This is a genomic window from Aquitalea denitrificans (assembly GCF_009856625.1).
Classification (GTDB): domain Bacteria; phylum Pseudomonadota; class Gammaproteobacteria; order Burkholderiales; family Chromobacteriaceae; genus Aquitalea; species Aquitalea denitrificans.
The window spans coordinates 523195-542117 of sequence record NZ_CP047241.1; the positions used below are offsets into that span (position 1 = coordinate 523195).

General features: G+C 58.6%; 17 protein-coding genes. 8 read left to right on the forward strand and 9 right to left on the reverse strand.

What is annotated here, in order from left to right; genetic code table 11:
* Positions 1–60: 60 nt before the first annotated feature.
* Together GSR16_RS02370 and mutS are read right to left on the reverse strand one after the other, a co-directional pair.
* Positions 61–465: a hypothetical protein gene (locus GSR16_RS02370; protein ID WP_240902583.1), complete on the reverse strand. Its 405-nt coding sequence runs from the start codon at positions 463–465 to the stop codon at positions 61–63.
* Positions 466–566: 101 nt separating this feature from the next.
* Positions 567–3116, reverse strand: a complete 2550-nt coding sequence (gene mutS / locus GSR16_RS02375) for a DNA mismatch repair protein MutS (protein WP_159874973.1) — start codon at positions 3114–3116, stop codon at positions 567–569.
* A 413-nt stretch (positions 3117–3529) separates the two neighbouring features.
* Here mutS and ugpQ point away from each other — a divergent pair, with 413 nt between their 5' ends.
* Positions 3530–4297, forward strand: coding sequence for a glycerophosphodiester phosphodiesterase (ugpQ, locus tag GSR16_RS02380; RefSeq protein WP_205677480.1), 768 nt, complete (start codon positions 3530–3532; stop codon positions 4295–4297).
* 6 nt (positions 4298–4303) lie between these two features.
* Positions 4304–4606, forward strand: a complete 303-nt coding sequence (locus GSR16_RS02385) for a SemiSWEET family sugar transporter (RefSeq protein WP_159874974.1) — start codon at positions 4304–4306, stop codon at positions 4604–4606.
* On the opposite strand, the gene GSR16_RS02390 is transcribed toward GSR16_RS02385, so the two are convergent.
* Complete coding sequence (locus tag GSR16_RS02390; protein WP_159874975.1) at positions 4603–5388, reverse strand: substrate-binding periplasmic protein; 786 nt, start codon at positions 5386–5388, stop codon at positions 4603–4605. The genes GSR16_RS02385 and GSR16_RS02390 overlap by 4 nt on opposite strands.
* 489 nt (positions 5389–5877) lie before the next feature.
* Here GSR16_RS02390 and GSR16_RS02395 point away from each other — a divergent pair, with 489 nt between their 5' ends.
* On the forward strand, positions 5878–7095 hold the full coding sequence (locus GSR16_RS02395) for an MBL fold metallo-hydrolase (protein WP_159874976.1): 1218 nt from the start codon (positions 5878–5880) through the stop codon (positions 7093–7095).
* Positions 7096–7161: 66 nt separating this feature from the next.
* On the opposite strand, the gene GSR16_RS02400 is transcribed toward GSR16_RS02395, so the two are convergent.
* A complete protein-coding gene (locus tag GSR16_RS02400; RefSeq protein WP_159874977.1) occupies positions 7162–7953 on the reverse strand; it encodes an inositol monophosphatase family protein in 792 nt (263 codons plus the stop codon).
* Positions 7954–8095: 142 nt separating this feature from the next.
* Here GSR16_RS02400 and GSR16_RS02405 point away from each other — a divergent pair, with 142 nt between their 5' ends.
* Genes GSR16_RS02405 through GSR16_RS02415 form a run of 3 tightly spaced genes read left to right on the forward strand, consistent with a single transcriptional unit; the run spans position 8096 to position 10225 of the window.
* Positions 8096–8860, forward strand: coding sequence for an RNA methyltransferase (locus tag GSR16_RS02405; protein ID WP_159874978.1), 765 nt, complete (start codon positions 8096–8098; stop codon positions 8858–8860).
* Positions 8838–9770 (forward strand): DUF1853 family protein, encoded by a 933-nt coding sequence (locus tag GSR16_RS02410; protein ID WP_159874979.1) that lies wholly within the window; start codon positions 8838–8840, stop codon positions 9768–9770. Before GSR16_RS02405 ends, GSR16_RS02410 begins: the two co-directional genes overlap by 23 nt.
* Entirely contained in the window at positions 9767–10225 is a 459-nt protein-coding gene (locus GSR16_RS02415; RefSeq protein ID WP_159874980.1) for a flavodoxin family protein, read from the forward strand. Before GSR16_RS02410 ends, GSR16_RS02415 begins: the two co-directional genes overlap by 4 nt.
* Before the next feature lie 132 nt (positions 10226–10357).
* Here GSR16_RS02415 and fnr read toward each other — a convergent pair whose 3' ends face one another.
* On the reverse strand, positions 10358–11104 hold the full coding sequence (gene fnr, locus GSR16_RS02420; protein ID WP_159874981.1) for a fumarate/nitrate reduction transcriptional regulator Fnr: 747 nt from the start codon (positions 11102–11104) through the stop codon (positions 10358–10360).
* A gap of 112 nt (positions 11105–11216) precedes the next feature.
* On the opposite strand from fnr, the gene hemN reads away from it, so the two are divergent.
* Positions 11217–12623 carry an oxygen-independent coproporphyrinogen III oxidase gene (gene hemN / locus GSR16_RS02425; protein ID WP_159874982.1) on the forward strand — a complete coding sequence of 469 codons (1407 nt, stop codon included), beginning with the start codon at positions 11217–11219 and terminating at the stop codon, positions 12621–12623.
* A gap of 104 nt (positions 12624–12727) precedes the next feature.
* Here hemN and GSR16_RS02430 read toward each other — a convergent pair whose 3' ends face one another.
* Together GSR16_RS02430 and hmpA are read right to left on the reverse strand one after the other, a co-directional pair.
* A complete protein-coding gene (locus GSR16_RS02430; RefSeq protein ID WP_159874983.1) occupies positions 12728–13213 on the reverse strand; it encodes an RrF2 family transcriptional regulator in 486 nt (161 codons plus the stop codon).
* Between the two features lie 148 nt (positions 13214–13361).
* The gene (gene hmpA / locus GSR16_RS02435; protein ID WP_159874984.1) at positions 13362–14585 is read right to left on the reverse strand and encodes an NO-inducible flavohemoprotein; all 1224 of its coding nucleotides are present in this window, start codon (positions 14583–14585) and stop codon (positions 13362–13364) included.
* A 250-nt stretch (positions 14586–14835) separates the two neighbouring features.
* Here hmpA and GSR16_RS02440 point away from each other — a divergent pair, with 250 nt between their 5' ends.
* Positions 14836–16785, forward strand: coding sequence for a methyl-accepting chemotaxis protein (locus tag GSR16_RS02440; protein WP_159874985.1), 1950 nt, complete (start codon positions 14836–14838; stop codon positions 16783–16785).
* On the opposite strand, the gene GSR16_RS02445 is transcribed toward GSR16_RS02440, so the two are convergent.
* Together GSR16_RS02445 and betA are read right to left on the reverse strand one after the other, a co-directional pair.
* Complete coding sequence (locus tag GSR16_RS02445) at positions 16786–17055, reverse strand: hypothetical protein (protein WP_159874986.1); 270 nt, start codon at positions 17053–17055, stop codon at positions 16786–16788.
* A 112-nt stretch (positions 17056–17167) separates the two neighbouring features.
* Positions 17168–18883, reverse strand: a complete 1716-nt coding sequence (gene betA, locus GSR16_RS02450) for a choline dehydrogenase (RefSeq protein ID WP_159874987.1) — start codon at positions 18881–18883, stop codon at positions 17168–17170.
* Positions 18884–18923: the final 40 nt, after the last annotated feature.

Consider the following 18923-nt stretch of genomic DNA (forward strand, 5'->3'; position numbering starts at 1 on the left):
GAACAGCAAACAGGGAGACCGAAGTCTCCCTGTTCTGGTTTTGCATGGGGTACTACTGGATCAGGAAGAACGCGGACTACAAATGTGGTCCTCGAAATAAGCAATGGGACCAGCGCTGGTCAACCCGATATGGAAGCAGGATGATTCGGGGAAGGTTTCACCTGCGGATTCAGTGGCACGAATGATTTCAAACAAAACTTCAACTTCTTTGAACAGGCTGGAAATTCTGGCATCGCTGGCAAGCCAGGTCAGGATGTCATCGGCCTGCGGATGATTGTTTTCCAGTGTCAGGCTACAGCCGGGGCAGCTGACCAGACTGATGGCCGGGGGCATGCTGATCTGACGCGCTGCCAGTTCCTCCTCCGCCTGGGTGGCGAAGCGGGACAGTTGCTTTGAAGCTCTTTCACGAATTGCTTGAAGGGAAATGCTGCCATCATCTCCAGTATGACCAAACAGACGAATCAAGCCCGGATTGCTGGCAGTGCTCTGCGACGACATGATTTTTACTCCTGTTCTCTGGTTGTCATGATTTTTTCATCATAGAAGACCGCGGGAATTTTGCTGAATCATTTCAGCACTTTTTTCACTTGATAGAGAAAGTCGAGCGCCTGACGTGGTGTCAGCTCGTCCGGGTCGATTTCTTCCAGCATGTCCAGTGCCGGATTGGGCTCTATCTCTACTGCTGCAGTCATGGCTGGGGTGGCGGCAAACAGGTCGGGTTGAACCTTTGCCGCGGACTGGTTCTCCAGCTCCACCAGATAGCGTCGTGCTTCGCGGATGACCTTGGGTGGCACGCCCGCCAGTTGGGCCACGGCCAGGCCGTAACTCTGGCTGGCGGGGCCTTCGTCCACATGGTGCATGAAGACGATGCGGTCCTTGTGCTCGACAGCGGACAGATGGACATTGGCCACCGCCGGGTATTGTTCTGTCAGGGTGGTCAGCTCGAAATAATGGGTGGCAAACAGGGTATAGGCCTGGCTCTTTTCAATCAGCGCCTTGGCGATGGCCCATGCCAGGGCAAGGCCGTCGAAGGTGGAGGTTCCCCGGCCCACCTCGTCCATCAGCACCAGTGACTGGGCGGTGGCGTTGTTTAAGATATTTGCCGTCTCGGTCATTTCCACCATGAAGGTGGAGCGCCCGCCTGCCAGATCGTCGGAGGCACCGATACGGGTGAAAATACGGTCGATCTGGCCGATGACCGCACGGTTGGCTGGTACGAAGCTGCCGATATGGGCCAGCAGGGTGATCAGCGCATTCTGCCGCATATAGGTGGATTTACCGCCCATATTGGGGCCGGTGATCAACAGCAGCTTGCGCGCGTCGCTCAGTCGGGTGTCGTTGGCAATGAAGCGTTCCACTTCGGCTTCCACTACCGGGTGGCGACCTTCGATGATTTCCAGCCGGGTGTCGTTGACGAACGCCGGCTCAACGTAATTGTTGCTGCTGGCGCGTTCGGCAAAAGCAGCCAATACGTCAAGTCCGGCCACGGCCTGGGCAATCAGCTTGAGGTCGGGAATGGAGGGTGCCAGTTGATCCAGTAACTGCTCGTACAGTTGTTTTTCCAGCGCTAGCGAACGGTCTTGTGCCGACAGTGCCTTGTCTTCGAACTCTTTCAGCTCCGGCGTGATGTAGCGCTCGGCATTTTTCAGGGTCTGGCGGCGGCGGTAGTCATCCGGCACCTTGTCGCCTTGGGCGCGCGAAACCTCGATATAGAAGCCGTGCACGCGGTTGAATTCCACCTTGAGGGTGGTGATGCCGGTGCGTTCCTTTTCACGGGCTTCCAGTGCCAGCAGGAAATCGCCGCAGTCAGTCTGGATGGCACGCAGTTCGTCCAGGTCGGCATTGAGACCGTGGTTTATCACCCCGCCATCACGCAGAAAGGTAGCCGGTTCTGGCAGGATGCTGGCTGCCAGCAGGGTTTCCACCGGCGAGTTATCCGGCAGCAGGCGCGCCAACTCGCCCAGCAACGGGGCATCCAGGCTGGAGGCCAGTTGCTTGGCTCCAGTCAATGCCTTGAGTGAATCGCGCAGGGCGGCCAAGTCGCGTGGGCGAGCACTGCGCAGGGCAATGCGGGCGGTGATGCGTTCGATGTCGGCCACTTCGCGCAGCTGGGCGTGGATGTCCTGATGCGCAGGCAGCAGGGCACGTACCGATTCCAGCCGGCGTTGCAGCTTGTCGTGGCGGCGGATGGGGTGGTGCAGCCAGTGGCGCAGCAGGCGGCTGCCCATGCTGGTGGCGCAGGTGTCCAGCAAGGACGCCAGGGTGGGGGACGGTTCGCCGCGTATGGTTTCGGTCAGTTCCAGATTGCGCCGGGTGGCGGCGTCCATGCGGATCAGCTCGCCAGCGTCTTCCACCGCCAGTTGGGCGATGTGGGCCGGGTTCACGCTCTGGGTGGATTTGACGTATTCCAGCAGCGCACCGGCGGCACTGACGGCAACCGGCAGGGTATCGGCACCAAAGCCGGCCAGATCGTGAGTGCCAAAGTGGCGGGTCAGCGCCAGTTGGGCGGAGTCGTGGTCAAACTGCCAGGGCGGCAGCTTTTTGCGTGGGCAGTTGACCTGCTCGAAGATATTGAGGCCGCTATCGTCCGGCAAGACCAGTTCGGCTGGTTTTAGCCGTTCCATTTCGCTGGCGAATTCTTCCACGCTGGTTTGCATGATCTTGAATTCGCCGCTGGCCATGGACAACCAGGCCAGGCCCAGCGTGCCCTTGATCATGTTGACCGCCAGCACCAGGTTGTCGCGCTTGTCGTCCAGCAGCGCGGCATCGGTAAGGGTGCCGGGGGTGACGATGCGTACCACCTTGCGTTCCACCGGCCCCTTGGCCAGTGCCGGATCGCCAATCTGTTCGGCAATGGCCACCGATTCGCCCATTTTCACCAGCCGTGCCAGATAGCCTTCGGCTGCATGGTAAGGCACACCGGCCATCTTGATGGGATTGCCGCCACTGCTGCCCCGGGTGGTGAGGGTGATGTCCAGCAGGCGCGCCGCCTTTTCCGCATCCTCGTAAAACAGCTCGTAAAAGTCGCCCATGCGGTAGAACAGCAGCTTGTCGGCATGCTGACTTTTAAGGGAGAAATACTGGGCCATCATTGGAGTGTGCTGGGGCGTGCTCATGCGCGTGGTGCTCTTATTGGTGCCGTTGGTGTGCAGATGACAACGCCCCGCAAGACGGGGCGTTGAAGCAAGGCTGCCGATTTTACCGTAGCCGTGGGGCGGTGTCAGGACGCTGTTGCCAGCGTACATTCTGCTGAAGTGGCCTGCTTGCCGTTTTTCCGCTGCCCTTGCCGTTGACGCGCGTGGGACATGGTCGCTTTTTGTCATGCCTGCGTCACCTGGGCTCAGGATAATTTGCCGGTTTTGCCTTCTGATGGCGGTATGCATGACTATTTGGCGTGGCTGATGAAAAAACCGCAAACAAGGGCTGGCGCTGCCTGCGCCGCAGGCTAGTATGTCGGATGGATCTGCCGCCTTGCTGTGATCCTGGCCACGTAGAGCTGCCCGTTTACTCACTCTGATGGAGATAACCGATGTCCCAACTGCAAGCCCGTTCTGGCTGGCCTTATCCTGCACTGCTTGCACACCGTGGCGGTGGCGCACTGGCACCGGAAAACACCGTGGCCGGCTTTCGTGCTGGACTTGCCTATGGATATCGGGGGGCGGAATGTGATGTGAAACTGTCGGCCGATAATGTGTGCTTCCTGCTGCATGATGACAGTGTGGATCGCACCAGCAATGGCCGTGGCCTGGCCGCCGAGCTCAGTATGGCGCAGCTGGTCTTGCTGGATGCCGGCAGCTGGAAAGGGGCGGCATTTGCTGGCGAGGCATTGCCCAGCTTTGCCAATGTGGCGGCCTGTTGTCGGGCGCATGGCATGTTGTTGAATGTGGAAATCAAGCCCTGCCCGGGGCGTGATGCAGAAACCGGCCGTATGGTGGCGCAAGAGGCTGCGCGCTTATGGGCCGGAGCGGCAGTACCGCCGCTGTTGTCATCCTTCAGCTTCGAAGCCTTGCAGGCCGCACAGCAGGCTGAACCCGGACTGCCCCGTGCCTGGTTGGTGGAGGAGATTCCGGCTGACTGGCAGGACAGATTGCAGCAGCTGGACTGCATCGCCCTGCATTGCGATCACACGACCCTGAGCCCGGCTTTAGCGGCAGCCATCAAGGCGGCTGGCTACCAGTTGCTGTGTTACACGGTAAATGACGCAGCAAGGGCACGTGAAATCATGGCCTGGGGCGTGGACAGCGTGTGTACCGACCGGCTGGATTTACTGCAGCCAGCACAATGGCTGGCGGAGTGACGCGGTATGGCAGCTGATCTGGTGGAGTGGCTGGGCCTGTTGGCCGGGTGTCTGACTACCGTGTCCTTTTTGCCGCAGGTTTGGCTGGTGTGGCGCAAGCGCTCTGCCAGCGATATCTCACTGGGCATGTATCTGCTGATGTGTAGTGGCGTGGCCATGTGGTTGGCCTATGGCGTGCTGATCCACTCGCGGCCGGTGGTGCTGGCCAACGGCCTTACCCTGTTGCTGAGCGGCGCTGTGCTGGTGATGAAGCTGCTGTTTGACTTGCGTCGGCGCGGTATGTCGGCAAAGCAGCCGGGGACTGTCTAGAAGCTGGTCATTTGCAAGGCTTCTTCACGGTTGAAGTACTTGCGGAAAATTTTCAGCAGCGTGCCGTCCCGGCGCATGTTGTTGATCAGTTCACGCCAGCGTTCCTGCTGTTCCGGGGAGATGGTTTTTTTCGACATGATCAGACCATGCGGTGTCGGCTGGTCGTTGGTCTCCAGAATGCGTACCAGTTTGCTGACCTGGTATTTTTCGAGGTCGGAATAATCAAAAGGCTCGATGATGATGGCCTGGGTACGGTCCTGGCGCAGGTTCTGGTACAGCATGTCGTAGTCGTAACTCCCGACCAGTCTGCCGTTACGGTCCAGCTTGTCGACCAGCTGATTGATGGTGTCGCTGTAGCGGAAGCTGAGAATACCGCCCAGCTTCACATCGCTGCGGCTGTCAAATTCGCTCAGACTCTGGATGCCACTATCCTTGCGCACGATCAGACTGAACTTGTCGGCAAAATACCAGGCAAAGGCCGCGTAGCGTTCCCGTTCTTCATTGGTGATGCCGGACAGGCTGAAGTCCAGGTTGCCGACTTCCAGCAGCTTCCAGATGCGCGAGCGCGGTAGCAGGCTGACTTCTACCTTGCAGCCGCTACGCCTGATCAGCTCGTCAGCTACATCCTTGTCAATGCCGGTGCGTGTGCTGGCGTTGTACAGCAGGCCGTGTTCATGCAACGCCAGCGTATAGCTGCGGCTGCAGTCTGGTCCTGCGGCCTGCACCATGACGGAAGTGCACAGTAGTGCAGTCAGAATGACAGGCGGAAAGAATCTGGGCATTGGTGTGCTTTGCAGTCTGATTTTTGCTCAGAATAGCAGATACAGATTTAAGTGAAACGTCTTTGCCTTGTCATTACGCAGACAAGGCGGGCCAGGCTTGCTCCTGGCACCCATAACAGCGCCGTTGGCTAGCATGCGTCGGCATGCAATGTCCCTTGTCTCCCGGCGAGATTGCCTTGCTGACTGTCGTTTTCTCACCATGCCACTTTGCCGTTGTTGCTGGGGAAGGTTTTGTCTGTTGACCAACAGGAAAGAGTCAGGGCACTAAAATGGCGGAGCAGAAACAATCTGGCAGTATTAAGGAAAAACCAAAATTGCAGCGGTATGTTGTGCCGTGTATTCATGGCTGTGGTTTAAAATGCAATGGTTAAGAAATTTCCTATGCATTGTTAGGAATTTACATTGTCCTAAAGGATGGGTAATCCACAAGAATGTGCCCAAGAGTTCCATTCCTGTTCTCCCTGCCCACTCTTGCTAGGACTTGCTACCATGAAATCTCTGTTTGCTGCTGCTACTTCGATTGCCTTGTTTGGTGTTGTTCCTTTCTCGCAGGCATCCGCTGCCAACTTGAATGTTCAGGTATATAACCCCGGTGTGAAAGGTATTTTTGCAGTTTCCTCTGAAATAATTTATGGCGATAAAGAAGTTGTGCTGATTGATGCGCAGTTTTCTATTGCCGATGCCAATAATTTGGTGGAAAAAATAAAGGAAACTGGCAAGAAACTGACCGCGGTTTATATCAGTCATAGTGATCCGGATTATTATTTTGGTCTGGAGGCTATTAAAAAAGCCTTCCCGGATGTGCGTGTGCTTGCCACGCCTGAAACGGTGGCCGCCATCCGTGCCAGCAAAGATGGCAAACTGGCTTTCTGGGGGCCGATTCTGAAAGAAAATGCACCCAAGCAAGTGTTTACCCCAGACGTGCTGCAAGGCAATACCTTGACTGTGGATGGTAATAAACTGGAAGTGATGGGCTTGAAAGGCCCAACTCCGGATCGCAGTTATGTGTGGATTCCGTCTATCAAGGCAGTCGTCGGTGGTGTGGTGGTGATGGCCAATCAGCATGTCTGGATTGCCGATACCCAGACTGAGAAATCTCGACAGAATTGGCTGCAAACCCTGGCGGATATCGAGGCGCTCAAGCCAGCAATGGTGGTGCCGGGGCATTATATGCTGAATAAAGATGGCAGCCAGCCGTTTACTATTAAGTCCGTGCAGTTTACCCGTGATTATCTCAAAGCATTTGATAAAGAGGCAAACATAAGCAAAGACGCTGCTGAATTGATTTCAGCCATGAAAAAGCTATATCCGGGTCTGGCGGGTGACAGTCTGCTTGAGATGAGTGCCAAGGTAATCAAAGGTGAAATGCAGTGGCCGGCGGCTGAAGCAAAGCCCGCTTATCCGGCAGCTGGTAAAAAAGTGGCAGTCAGTTTTGGTGATACCACTTTCGAGCTGAATTTCCATGATGACAAGTCGATGAGCTATGTCGGGACTGCCGGCATGTTCAAGGGCATGGGGGATGATGTGCAATACACCGCGGTGCAGATTCGTCCGCAGGTTTTCATGGTGTACTGGCATGAGCCCAAGACCGGTTCCAATGTGGTCCATGTCCAGGACTTCGAAAGCGGTATTGTCTATACCAATATTGCGCAAACGGATGGCCAGTTCTTGCACATGGATGGCAGATTGGCCGTGCAGAACGGATAAGATCGAGCAAGTAAAAAAACGGCAACCCGCGGGTTGCCGTTTTTGCTGCCTGCACCGAGGCAATGATTACTTGTTCAGGTGCGGCGCGATGGTAGCCAGCAGCTGGGCCAGCACCTTGGGGTTGGCGGCCACGATGTCGCCCGATTCCATCCATTCCTGTTCGCCGGTCAGGTCGGTGACGATGCCACCGGCTTCCTGCACGATCAGGCTGCCCGCGGCGATGTCCCACGGCTTCAGGTTCATTTCCCAGAAACCGTCCACACGGCCGCAAGCCACATTGCACAGGTCAAGCGAGGCAGCGCCTTCGCGACGTACACCGGCCGTCTTGCCCAGCACGTCTTTGAGCATGCCCAGATATTGGTCGATATAGCTTTGGTCGGATACCGGGAAACCGGTGGCGATCACGCATTCATTCATCATGAAGCGCTTGGAAACACGGATGCGGCGGTCGTTGAGGAAAGCGCCAACACCGCGCGAGGCGGTAAACAGATCGTTACGGCTAGGGTCGTACACCACGGCCTGCTGCACCTGGCCCTTGTGCGCCAGGGCGATGGAAATGGCGTATTGCTGGTGGCCGTGCAGGAAGTTGGTGGTGCCGTCGATGGGGTCGATGATCCATTCGTACTCGGAGGAGCCCACGCCTTTGGCACCGGACTCTTCTGCTAGAATGGCGTGCTTGGGATACGCCTCGAGAATCATGTCCACGATGGCCTGTTCGGCAGCGCGGTCCACGTCGGTCACAAAGTCATTGTGCTTTTTCTTCTCAACACGAATGGTATCGAGGTTAAGCGACGCACGCTGGATTACACTGCCAGCACGGCGGGCGGCTTTAACCGCGATATTGAGCATCGGATGCATTGACGGCCTCTAGAACTTGAATGCAGATGCCAGCCTGCATGGCTCGACATCTGACAGTAACAATCTGGGTTAAGGAACAAAAAAAGCCGGCGCGGACGCGCGGGCTTTTTGATATGCCCGACATTTTAATGTGAAACTGCTGATGAATAAACCCCAAGTACCTGATTTTCTGAAAAACATTCGCGTTGTGTTGGCCAGACCCAACCATCCGGGCAACATCGGCTCCGCCGCGCGGGCGATGAAAACCATGGGGCTGACCCGCCTTTATCTGGTTGAACCCAAGGTGTTTCCCAGCGACGAGGCCAATGCGCTGGCCTCCGGCGCGGTTGACGTGCTGGAGAGCGCCACCGTGGTGGCCAGCCTGGCCGAGGCGCTGAGCGATGTCACCGTGGCCTGTGCGCTCACCAGCCGCCGGCGCGAGCTGACCACTCCCTTGTCCACCCCGCGCGAAACCACACCGGAACTGGTGGCCCGCGCCCGTGATGGCGAGCAGGTGGCGCTGGTGTTCGGCAATGAAACCTTCGGCCTGTCCATTGAAGAAGTGGAGCAGTGCAACCGGCTAGTAACCATTCCCGGCAATCCGGATTACTTCTCGCTCAATCTGGCGATGGCAGTACAGGTGATGACCTACGAGCTGTTCAGCCACACCGAGGTGGATGTGGAATACCTGCGCCCGGAGAGCGAAACCGCCAGCCTGGGCGAGGTGGAGGGCTTCTGCCAGCATCTGGACCAGACCATGGGCGCCATCGGCTATTACCGTCGCCGCAACAGTGAACGGCTGATGCGCCGCATGCGCGCACTGTTCAATCGTTCTGGCATGCTGCGCGATGAGGTGGACATCCTGCGTGGCCTGATGAAACAGATCCAGCGCGTGGCAGACGGCCATGAGCACGACGGCGAGTCCTGAGCGCAGTTTTTATCTGCCCTTCACGCAGCCAGCGCTGCGTGATCTGGCATTCCTGCTAACCGCCCCGGCCCCATGGGATAGTGGCAGCAATCTTTCACCACAGCGGCTGTTGGGCCGGGATGGCCCGGCCTTGCTGGCGGCACTGGAACACGACCCCGCTCCGCTCAATGCCTGGCTGGCCGCCCAGCCCTGCCGACGCCTGGGCCACTATGCCGAGCGCCTGCTGGCCTTCTGGTTTCATCTGGCACCACATATCGAGCTGGTGGCAGCCAATTTGCCAGTATCTGATGCCGGTGGCCGTACGGTGGGGGAGTTCGATTTTCTGGTCCGGCTGGATGGCGAGCCGCTGCACGTGGAAACCGCCAGCAAATTCTATCTGCAGCTCGGGCGTGGCCCGGACACGCTGATTGGCCCCAGCCTGCGTGATGCCTGGCTGCTCAAGGCCGCCAAATTGCAGGCGCAACTGCGTCTGGTGCATCACCCCGCTGCCCGGCGGGTGTTACCTGCGGGCTTTGCCGACTGTGCCAGTCAGGCAAGGCTGGCCGGCTGGTTCTTCTACTCACAGATGTTGGCACCGCAGCCTCCGCTGGCTGCTGATCAGCTGCAAGGCTGGATCAGCCCGGTATGGCAGGACTGGCCCAGTTGCAGTCCGGCCTCGCGCTGGATTTGGCTGCCCCGCTTGCAGTGGCTGGCTCCGGCACGTGTAAGGGACGATACCGTGCGCGAGCAGCACAGCTTGCGTCAGGAGTTGCTGCAGGCGGCGGTGCCGCAGTTGGTGGCAGAACTCCTGCCGGTGGGCGATGGCTACTGGGAAGAAGTGGCGCGCGGCTTTGTGGTACCAAGTGGCTGGCCGGAACAGGCGGCCTTGCAGCAGCTGTTGGCCAGCATGGCCGGGTGCAGCCTCGGATGAAACAGTTGCTGATTGTGCATGCCAGCCAGACTGGCCATACCTTGCAGTTGGTCGAGGCCTTTTGTCGCCCCTTGCATGTTCTGTCGACGGAGTTGCAGTTGTGCCGCATGCCGGCACAAGAGGCCACGCTGGACGACTTGCTGAGTGCGGACGGCATTGTGCTGGCAACGCCGGAAAATTTCGGCTATATGGCGGGTAAAATGAAGGATTTTTTCGACCGGACTTTTTACCCGGCACAGGGGCTGACCGCGGGCCTGCCCTATTTGATGCTGGTGTCGGCGGGGACGGACGGACAGGGCGCGATCCAGTCCATGCGCCGTATTGCTACCGGGTATGGCTGGAAAGAAGTATTACCGCCGGTGCTGGCCTGCGGTGAAGTCACGGCGGAGCATCTGGCGGCCGCAGAGCAGCAGGGGGAATACCTGGCTGCCGGTATGCTGATTGGCCGCTGGTAGGCTCAGTTAGCGCACCGTCGCCAAAAGGTGTAGGTCTTCCGGTGAATGGTCGATTCTTGCCCGAAGGGGCAAGATGCAAAAAGGGCGATGCGCCGCTTGCCGCAGCCATCGCCCCTGGAGTGAAGTGCCTGCTTACACGCCGTTGGCGTGGGTGCAGCCGGAAATCAGGTCTTTCAGCGCATCTGCCTTGATCAGCTGGATGTGCTTGTGGTCCACGCTCAGCCAACCTTGCTGCTGGAATTTCGACAGGGTACGGCTGACGGTTTCCAGCTTGAGGCCAAGGAAGCTGCCGATTTCTTCACGGCTCATGCGCAGAATGAAGTCATTGGCAGCAAAACCACGGGTAGACAGGCGCTGTGACAGATTCAGCAGGAAGGCAGCCAGACGTTCTTCTGCCTTCATGTTGCCAAGCAGCAGCATGACGTTCTGGTCACGCACGATTTCGCGGCTCATCAAGCGGAAAAAGTGATGCTGCAGGCTGGGGATGTCACGGCCCAGGCTTTCCATGCGGCCAAATGGCAGTTCGCATACTTCGCTGTCTTCCAGCGCGATGGCATCGCAACCGTGGACGTTGGAGGAAATACCGTCCAGGCCCATGAGTTCGCCGGACATCAAAAAGCCGGTAACCTGCTCGCGGCCATCCTGGCTGGCGACGCTGGTCTTGAAGAATCCGGTGCGCACGGCAAACAGCGATTTGAATGCCTCGCCGCTGCGGAACAGGTACTCGCCACGCTTGAGGCGGCGGCTCTGACGGATCACGGCATCCAGCTGTGTCATTTCGTCGCGGTTCAGCCCGATGGGCAGGCAGAGTTCGCGCAGGCTGCAGTTGGAGCAGGACACCTTCAGTGCGTGCAGAGTGTGTTGGTTTTGGTCTGACATCGAGTGTTTTGTACAACCCTGTAAAGAAGCTTGACCCTTGTCAAAGCGGAATTCACACGTTTTCCGCAAATTTACCAGTCCACCTGACGTTTGACTATCAATACCCGACGACATGCACACCACCCATCCGTTTTCGCCTACCCACTGTGAGTTCGACCGAGAGTTGATCGAACGTCTTGATGGCTCAGGCCCAAGATACACTTCTTACCCGACCGCAGACCGGTTTACCCCGGCGTTTGGCGAGAAGGACTATAAACACTGGCTGAAGCAACGCCACCTGGGCATGCATCAGAACGCAATATCATTGTACGTTCACATCCCGTTCTGCAACACGGTTTGTTACTACTGCGGCTGTAACAAAATCATCACCAAGGACAAAACCCGCGCCGACCGCTATCTCGACTATCTGGAAAAAGAGATCAAGCTGGTTGCCGCCTCCCTTGGCTGTCGGGAAAAACTCATCCAGCTGCACTTTGGTGGCGGCACGCCGACCTTCCTGTCCGACGAGCAGTTGGACCGGTTGATGACCATGCTGCGTGCGCACTTCGATTTTTTGCCGGAGGGAGAATATTCCATCGAGATCGACCCGCGCAAGGTCGGTCGCGAGACCGTGCATCATCTGGCGCGTCTGGGTTTCAACCGCATGAGCGTGGGCATCCAGGACTTTGATCCGCAGGTGCAACAGGCGGTCAACCGGGTGCAGAGCGAGGAGGAAACGGTAGCGGTGATAGAAGCAGCGCGCGAGGCCGGTTTCAAGTCGGTCAGCGTTGATCTGATCTATGGCCTGCCGCTGCAGACGCGTGAATCGCTCAAACGCACGCTGGACAAGGTGATTGCCATTGGTCCGGACCGGCTGGCGCTGTACAACTATGCCCACCTGCCCACCGTATTCATGCCGCAGCGGCGTATCAACGAAGCTGATCTGCCGCTGCCCAGCACCAAGCTGGATATCCTGCAGGACGCGGTTAAGAGCCTTGCCGATGCCGGCTATGTCTTTATCGGTATGGACCACTTTGCCAAGCCGGAGGACGATCTGGCCATTGCGCTGCGTCAGGCCCGTCTGCAGCGTAATTTCCAGGGCTATTCCACCCATGCCGATTGCGACATGATCGGCCTTGGCGTGTCTTCCATCGGCAAGGTTGGCCCCTGTTACAGCCAGAACGAAAAAGACGTGGACAGCTATTACGCAGCCCTTGATGAAGGCCGGCTGCCGGTGATGCGCGGCATGGTGCTGGATCAGGACGACATCCTGCGCCGTGGCATCATCCAGGCGCTGATGTGTCGTTTCTCCTTGTCGGTAGAGGCGATCGAACAGGTGCACGGCATCAATTTCGCCGATTATTTTGCCGCCGAGCTGCCTGCCATCCGCGAATTCCACAAGCAGGGTCTGCTGACTTTTGATGGTGACTTCCTGATGGTGGAGCCCAAGGGACGCTTCCTGATCCGCAATATCGCCATGTTGTTTGACCGTCACCTGCGAGAACGTGAGACCAAGGCACGATATTCGAAGACAATTTGATGTATTGATCCCTGTTTTCCAAGGGGAATCCCTTAAAAAAACAGGGAAAAAAGCCCGCTTTTAGCGGGCTTTTTGTTTGAAAAGTGATGGTTTTTTACAACACATTACGATTGATGATCAGCGTCATCCGCAGGGCTAGGCTCCACTTGCAGCCCTTTGGGCTGGCGATGCAGGCGAATGATGGCCTCGCCGGTGGGGCTGGCCATGATGTTACGCAGGGTGTAACTGTCCAGGGTGCTGAAAAATGCCTGCATTCCAACATCCAGCAGTGCCTTCAACTGGCAGTCCTGCCGTAGCGCACAAGGCGGCTCGGCGCAGTCGATCAGTGGAGCATTGCCTTCGAGCACCCGGATGATTTGCCCCAGGCGGTAATGCTCGGGCGGCTGGGCCAGTGCCAGCCCGCCACCCTTGCCGCGGCTGTTGTTCAGCCAGCCTTGCTGGCCCATGAAATGCACCACCTTCACCAGATGATTGCGCGACACGGCAAAGCGTTCGGCAATCTCGCTGATGGTGACCGGCTGGGCGCGGTCGCGGTGCGTCAGATACATCAGCACGCGCAGGCCAAGATCGGTAAATCGGTTCAGTTGCATTGGGCGGGAAGGCGGGGTGGACAGTGCCGCGCAGGATACTCCGCACGGCGCTGCCTCACAATGTGCGATGACAAACAAACTACGAGCAGGCGGTGGGCCGCTGGCAGCCGCCCGTCAGGACGGCCAGACCAGTTGCGGTGCGCCTTTCCTAGTCGGCCGCGATGGCGTTGGAGCCGAACACTTCCATATGAATGCGGTCGGCCAGTACGCCGGCATCACGCAGCTGGCGTCGTTGTTGCTGCATGAAAGCAACCGGACCGCACAGGTAGTAGTCGGCATCCTGCTGCAGCGCATGCGCTTGAATGGCGGCGGCATCAATACGGCCAGCCTGATCGAAATCCTTGCCGGCTTTTTCGCTGGCCGATGGTGTTTCATAGAACACGGCCTGTTGCAGCTGCGGGTAGCGCTGCACCAGCGCACTGACCTCCTGTTTCATGGCATGCACCTGGCCATGACGCGCGGCGTGCAGGTAGCGGATGGGACGCTGGCTACCGCTTTCCACCAGATGCTTGAGCATGGACAGCAGCGGAGTCTGGCCTACTCCGGCGCTGATCAGCACCACCGGGGTATCGCGATCCTGATGCAGCACGAAGTCACCGAACGGCGGCGAAACCTGCAAGATGTCGTCCTCTTGCAATGCCGTGTGTAATTGACCTGACACCTTGCCCGCCGGTGCATCACCCTGGGCAACTTCACGTTTTACCGAAATGCGCAGCCAGTCCTTGCCGGGTGCATCAGACAGGCTGTATTGACGCGGTTGACTCAGGCCCCACTCGGGAATGAAGCGCTGTACCGATACATACTGGCCCGGCTGGAAGTCGGGCAGGGCACCACCATCGGCTGCCTGCAGGTAAAACGAGGTGATCTCCGTGCTTTCCTGCTGTTTTTTCACCACACGGAACGGACGCCAGCCGCTCCAGCCGCCTGGCTGGGTGGCTGCGCGCTGATACAGGCTGCTTTCCAGATTGATCAGCAGGTCAGCCAGTTGCTGATAGGCTGCAGCCCAGGCATCCAGCAGGCTGTCCGGGGCGGCTTCTTCACCCAGCACTTCGCGGATGGAGGCCAGCAGATGCTTGCCGACGATGGGGTAGTGCTCGGCACGGATACCCAGGCTGACATGTTTGTGCGCCACGCGTTCCAGCACCGGCAGCAGTACTTCGGGGGCGTCGATGTGCTCGGCATAGGCAGCCACGGCCATGGCCAGTGCCTGCTGCTGTTGGCCGGCATGCTGGTGCCCCTGATTGAAGATGTTTTTCAGTTCCGGATTGTGTTGGAACATGCGCTGGTAGAAGTGGCTGGTTAGCAGCACACCATGCTGTTTCAGGATGGGGGCGGTGGATTTGACGAGCTGGCGGATTTCGCTACTGAGCATGGTGGATCCTTAAGGTGTGTGTTAAATACATTTTATTGGGCGAGTTTGAAGTCTCGACACAACGCGTTTGGGAAAATTAAAGTGTATTTGCAATACATCTTATACGGAGTAATACCACACCGGCAAGTACTGCTTATTAACCATAAAAGAGAGATGGATTTGCTTGTTGCGATGCGAAATGGTGGCGCTATAAACAAACAATACGTTTTACCGAATGACCGCTGTTTTGCTTGTTGCCAAGGAGTTTTGCATGCTTCGCTACTGTTCACGCCGGATGCAGCGTTTGAGCTACCCCACCCGTTTTGCCCTGATTGGGGCCGTATTTGTTGTTGCGCTGGCATATCTCACCTACGGCTTGTACCGCAGCAATCAGGACAGCGTGGATTTTTCCAGCAAGGAGCGCGTGGGCGTGCAGTATCTGCAGCCAGCCATGTCCTTGCTGCTGGCTCTTGAGCAAGCACAGACCGCAGCTGACAGCGGAGGGAAGGTGTCCGACGCCTTGCAACAGCAATGGCAGGCGCTGCAGCAGACACATACCGCATTGAATGCGCAGTTACAGCTTGATGCGGGCTGGTCGGCCCTGGATGCTTCCTGGAAGAAGCTGCAGGCCGCGCCGCAGCCAGCAAACTATCAAGCCATGGCCAACAGCCTGGTGGACCTGAGCGGCATGGCCAGCGACCAGTCCAATCTGACGCTGGACCCGGACATTGATACCTTCTACCTGATGGATATCCTGACCGTGCAATGGCCTGTCTGGCTGACCCGCACCACACAGGCCAACGGCCTGCTGCAAGTATCCGCAGGGCAGCCGCTGCCTGCCGCCGCCAGGGACAAAGTTCTGGGACTGGCTCCGCAAATCAGCGAGAGCTTGCAGAACATGCAGCATGATCTGGCAAAGGCCGTGGAGTATAACGCCACGCTGAAATCCGGCTTTGCCGGCTTGGATGAGAAACTGGCGGCACAAACCAGGGCAAATGCGGGTGAACTGGCCAAGGCCATCGGTGGGCAGCCCTACCGCCCAGCTGGTCTGCAGGCCGCGAGCCTGGACGTGGCGGGGCAATTCCAGCAACTGGCCTTGAGCCGTCTGGACAGCCTGCTGGATGCGCGGATTGCTCGCATCCAGTGGCAGAGGAATGTGTACCTGATCTGTGCTGGTCTGGCCTTGCTGGTAACAACTGCCTTGTTCATCACGCTGTACATGTCGATTACCGCACAACTGGGTGGTGAGCCATTCTATGTACAGGAAGTGGTGGCGCAGATTGCTGCCGGCCGGCTGGATACCAGCATTACCTTGCTGGCGAATGACGACTCCAGCCTGCTGGCGGCCATCCGCCAGATGCGCAACCAGTTGCGCGATACGGTCAGCCAGCTGGTGCAGACATCGCAGCAACTGGATGGTGCTGCTCATGATGTTGCCGAGGGAGCCAGCCTGGTGGCCAGCAGCAGCGATCGCCAGTCCGAGGCGGCCTCCAGCATGGCCGCTGCGGTGGAGCAATTGAGTACCAGCCTGTCGGTGAGTGCCGAACGTTCGGTTGAAGCCAATGCCCTGTCGCGCTCGGCAGTGGCCGAATCCGGTAGCGGTACCCAGGTGATCCAGGGGGCCGGGCGCAGCATGCAGAGCATTGTGCGTGAAATATCGACGATATCGGAAACCATCCAGGAACTGGGAAGACAGTCGGAATCGATTGTCAGCATTGTGGATGTGATTCGTGATGTGGCGGATCAGACCAATCTGCTGGCCCTTAATGCCGCCATCGAGGCTGCACGGGCCGGTGAGCAGGGGCGCGGCTTTGCCGTGGTGGCCGACGAAGTACGCAAGCTGGCAGAGCGCACCGCCAACTCCACCACCGAAATCGGTGGGATCGTGCAGCAAATCCAGTACACAGCACGGCAGGCGGCGGGCAATATGCAAAGCGGCATGCAAACGGTGGAAGCCGGCCAGCAACATGCCCAGGATGCGGGCGCTGCCATTGTTTCCATCCAGCAGCAGATTGATCAGGTACAGCAGGCGGTGGCAGAAATCCAGATGGCTTTGAACGAACAGAGCCATACCAGCCAGGTACTGGCCAAGAATGTGGAGCAGGTGGCACAGATGTCGGAGGAGAACAGCCGGGCAATGAAGGGGACGGCAGAAACGGTGGGACAGTTGAAGGGCTTGTCCGAACAGCTGAGTGTGCTGGCCAGGCGTTTTACCGTGTGATCAGGCCGGGCTGCACAAAGTGAAAGGCCGCTGGGAAGCGGCCTTTGTCATGGTGAGGTGGCGAAAAAAACTGCCGGGTGTGTCGTCCTCGCTGCTGGACTCGACAGCCTGGGTTGGCAGGTGCTGATCGACCCAGTCCAGATCATCCAGTTCGGCCAACATGGCCTGACGTGCATTCTGGCGCTGGCCGGAGCGGCTGTTGCGGTGTGCTCCACCCTTTTTCAGCAAGGGCGAGCAGGCGTAGGGATTACGCGGCTTCAGGGTGTGCATTTTCTTCTCCATGCATGCAGCTGCGGTGCAGCCACTGCATGGCATTGTAGAAAGTGCGGCGGCGCAGTCAAGCGCCGCATCATCCTTCCACCTTCCACGACATCCCACAAAATCAATGGACGGCAGGCGCGCTGGTCGTCGGCCAGGGAAAATCTGCCGTACCCATCAGCCGCACCGGCTGTTTGCCTGCGGTAAAGTAGTCCGCTTGCGAACGCGGCAACGGCGTGCGACCGCGAATGGCATCGGCCAGTTTTTCCGCCATCATGATGACCGGCGCATTGAGGTTGCCGGTGGTGACGCGCGGCATGATGGATGCATCCACCACGCGCAAGCCCTCCACGCCGTGCACCAGGCCGTCCTTGTCCACCACCGCCATGTCGTCGTAGCCCATCTTGCAGGTACAGGACGGGTGCAGCGCGGTTTCGGCATGTTCGCGCACGAAGGCATCGATTTCGGCATCGCTCTGAATCTTCATGCCCGGCTTGATTTCCTCGCCGCGGAATTCATCAAACGCCTGCTGGGCGATGATTTCCCGTGTCAGCCTTACCCCCGCGCGGAACTCCTGCCAGTCCACCGCATGCGCCATGTAATTGAACTGCAGCAGCGGTTTGACGCGCGGGTCGCGGCTGGCCAGCCGCACAAAGCCGGTGCTGGGCGAGCGCATGGAGCCGACATGGCACTGGAAGCCGTGCGCCTTCACCGGATTGCTGCCGTCGTAATTCATTGCCAGCGGAATGAAGTGGTATTGCAGATTGGGCCAGGCAAAGTCGGTACTGCTGCGGATGAAACCACCGGCTTCAAAGTGATTGGTGGCACCCAGGCCGGTGCCGTTCAGATACCACTCCACGCCGATGGGCGGCTTGTTCCACCATTGCAGCGCCGGGTAGATGGAAACCGGCTTGGTGCAATGGTATTGCAGATACATTTCCAGATGGTCTTGCAGGTTCTCGCCCACGCCGGGCAGGTGTACCACGCTGCTGATGCCATGTTGCTTGAGCTGGTCGGCATTGCCCACGCCGGAGCGTTGCAACAGCTGCGGGCTGGCAATCGCGCCGTTGCAGACGATGACTTCGCGCCGCGCTTCGGCCTGATGCAAGCTGCCGCCTTGCAGATAGCTCACGCCCACCGCACGGTTGCCGGCAAAGCGGATCTGGTCGGCCAGTGCGCGGGTTTTTACTGTGAGATTGGCGCGGGTGCGCGCCTGATCCAGATAGGCCAGCGAGGTACTGCAGCGGCGGCCCGATGGCGTGGTGGTGCGGTCCATCGGCCCGAAGCCTTCCTGGCGGTAGCCGTTGAGGTCGTCGGTGCGCGGGTAACCGGCCTGTTCGCCAGCCGCAATAAAGGCCTGATACAGCGGGTTGTTGTCCGGCCGTGGCGTGGTGACATGCAGCGGGCCAGCGGCACCGTGGAAGTCATTGGCACCCTTGTCGTAGCTTTCCGCCTTGCGGAAATAGGGCAGGCAGTCCAGATAGCTCCAGTTTTCCAGCCCCGCGTTTTCCGCCCAGCCGTCAAAGTCCAGCGCATTGCCGCGGATGTACACCATGCCGTTGATCAGCGACGACCCACCCAGCCCCATGCCGCGGCCCTGGGTCATGATGCGCTTGCCCATGTGCGGTTCCGGCAGCGTGGTGTAGGCCCAGTTATAGGTGGTGCCTTGCAGCGGGTAGGCCAGCGCGGCCGGCATCTGGGTGCGCCAGTCCAGCCGCCAGTCCGGCCCGCCGGCTTCCAGCAGCAGCACGCTGACATCGGCATCTTCGGTGAGGCGGGCAGCCAGCACACAACCGGCAGAACCGGCCCCGACGATGATGTAATCGAACTGTTGCGACATGGGTGCTCCTTGCTACGGATGGTTCAGACAAGACAAGGGC

What these genes read in the sequence shown, in the direction of transcription:
- mutS (WP_159874973.1), bottom strand. Translation starts at nt 3,116, where the DNA reads ATGAGCACGCCCCAGCACACTCCAATGATGGCCCAGTATTTCTCCCTT.
- ugpQ (WP_205677480.1), top strand. Translation starts at nt 3,530, where the DNA reads ATGTCCCAACTGCAAGCCCGTTCTGGCTGGCCTTATCCTGCACTGCTT.
- GSR16_RS02385 (WP_159874974.1), top strand. Translation starts at nt 4,304, where the DNA reads ATGGCAGCTGATCTGGTGGAGTGGCTGGGCCTGTTGGCCGGGTGTCTG.
- GSR16_RS02390 (WP_159874975.1), bottom strand. Translation starts at nt 5,388, where the DNA reads ATGCCCAGATTCTTTCCGCCTGTCATTCTGACTGCACTACTGTGCACT.
- GSR16_RS02395 (WP_159874976.1), top strand. Translation starts at nt 5,878, where the DNA reads ATGAAATCTCTGTTTGCTGCTGCTACTTCGATTGCCTTGTTTGGTGTT.
- GSR16_RS02400 (WP_159874977.1), bottom strand. Translation starts at nt 7,953, where the DNA reads ATGCATCCGATGCTCAATATCGCGGTTAAAGCCGCCCGCCGTGCTGGC.
- GSR16_RS02405 (WP_159874978.1), top strand. Translation starts at nt 8,096, where the DNA reads ATGAATAAACCCCAAGTACCTGATTTTCTGAAAAACATTCGCGTTGTG.
- GSR16_RS02410 (WP_159874979.1), top strand. Translation starts at nt 8,838, where the DNA reads ATGAGCACGACGGCGAGTCCTGAGCGCAGTTTTTATCTGCCCTTCACG.
- GSR16_RS02415 (WP_159874980.1), top strand. Translation starts at nt 9,767, where the DNA reads ATGAAACAGTTGCTGATTGTGCATGCCAGCCAGACTGGCCATACCTTG.
- fnr (WP_159874981.1), bottom strand. Translation starts at nt 11,104, where the DNA reads ATGTCAGACCAAAACCAACACACTCTGCACGCACTGAAGGTGTCCTGC.
- hemN (WP_159874982.1), top strand. Translation starts at nt 11,217, where the DNA reads ATGCACACCACCCATCCGTTTTCGCCTACCCACTGTGAGTTCGACCGA.
- GSR16_RS02430 (WP_159874983.1), bottom strand. Translation starts at nt 13,213, where the DNA reads ATGCAACTGAACCGATTTACCGATCTTGGCCTGCGCGTGCTGATGTAT.
- hmpA (WP_159874984.1), bottom strand. Translation starts at nt 14,585, where the DNA reads ATGCTCAGTAGCGAAATCCGCCAGCTCGTCAAATCCACCGCCCCCATC.
- GSR16_RS02440 (WP_159874985.1), top strand. Translation starts at nt 14,836, where the DNA reads ATGCTTCGCTACTGTTCACGCCGGATGCAGCGTTTGAGCTACCCCACC.
- GSR16_RS02445 (WP_159874986.1), bottom strand. Translation starts at nt 17,055, where the DNA reads ATGCACACCCTGAAGCCGCGTAATCCCTACGCCTGCTCGCCCTTGCTG.
- betA (WP_159874987.1), bottom strand. Translation starts at nt 18,883, where the DNA reads ATGTCGCAACAGTTCGATTACATCATCGTCGGGGCCGGTTCTGCCGGT.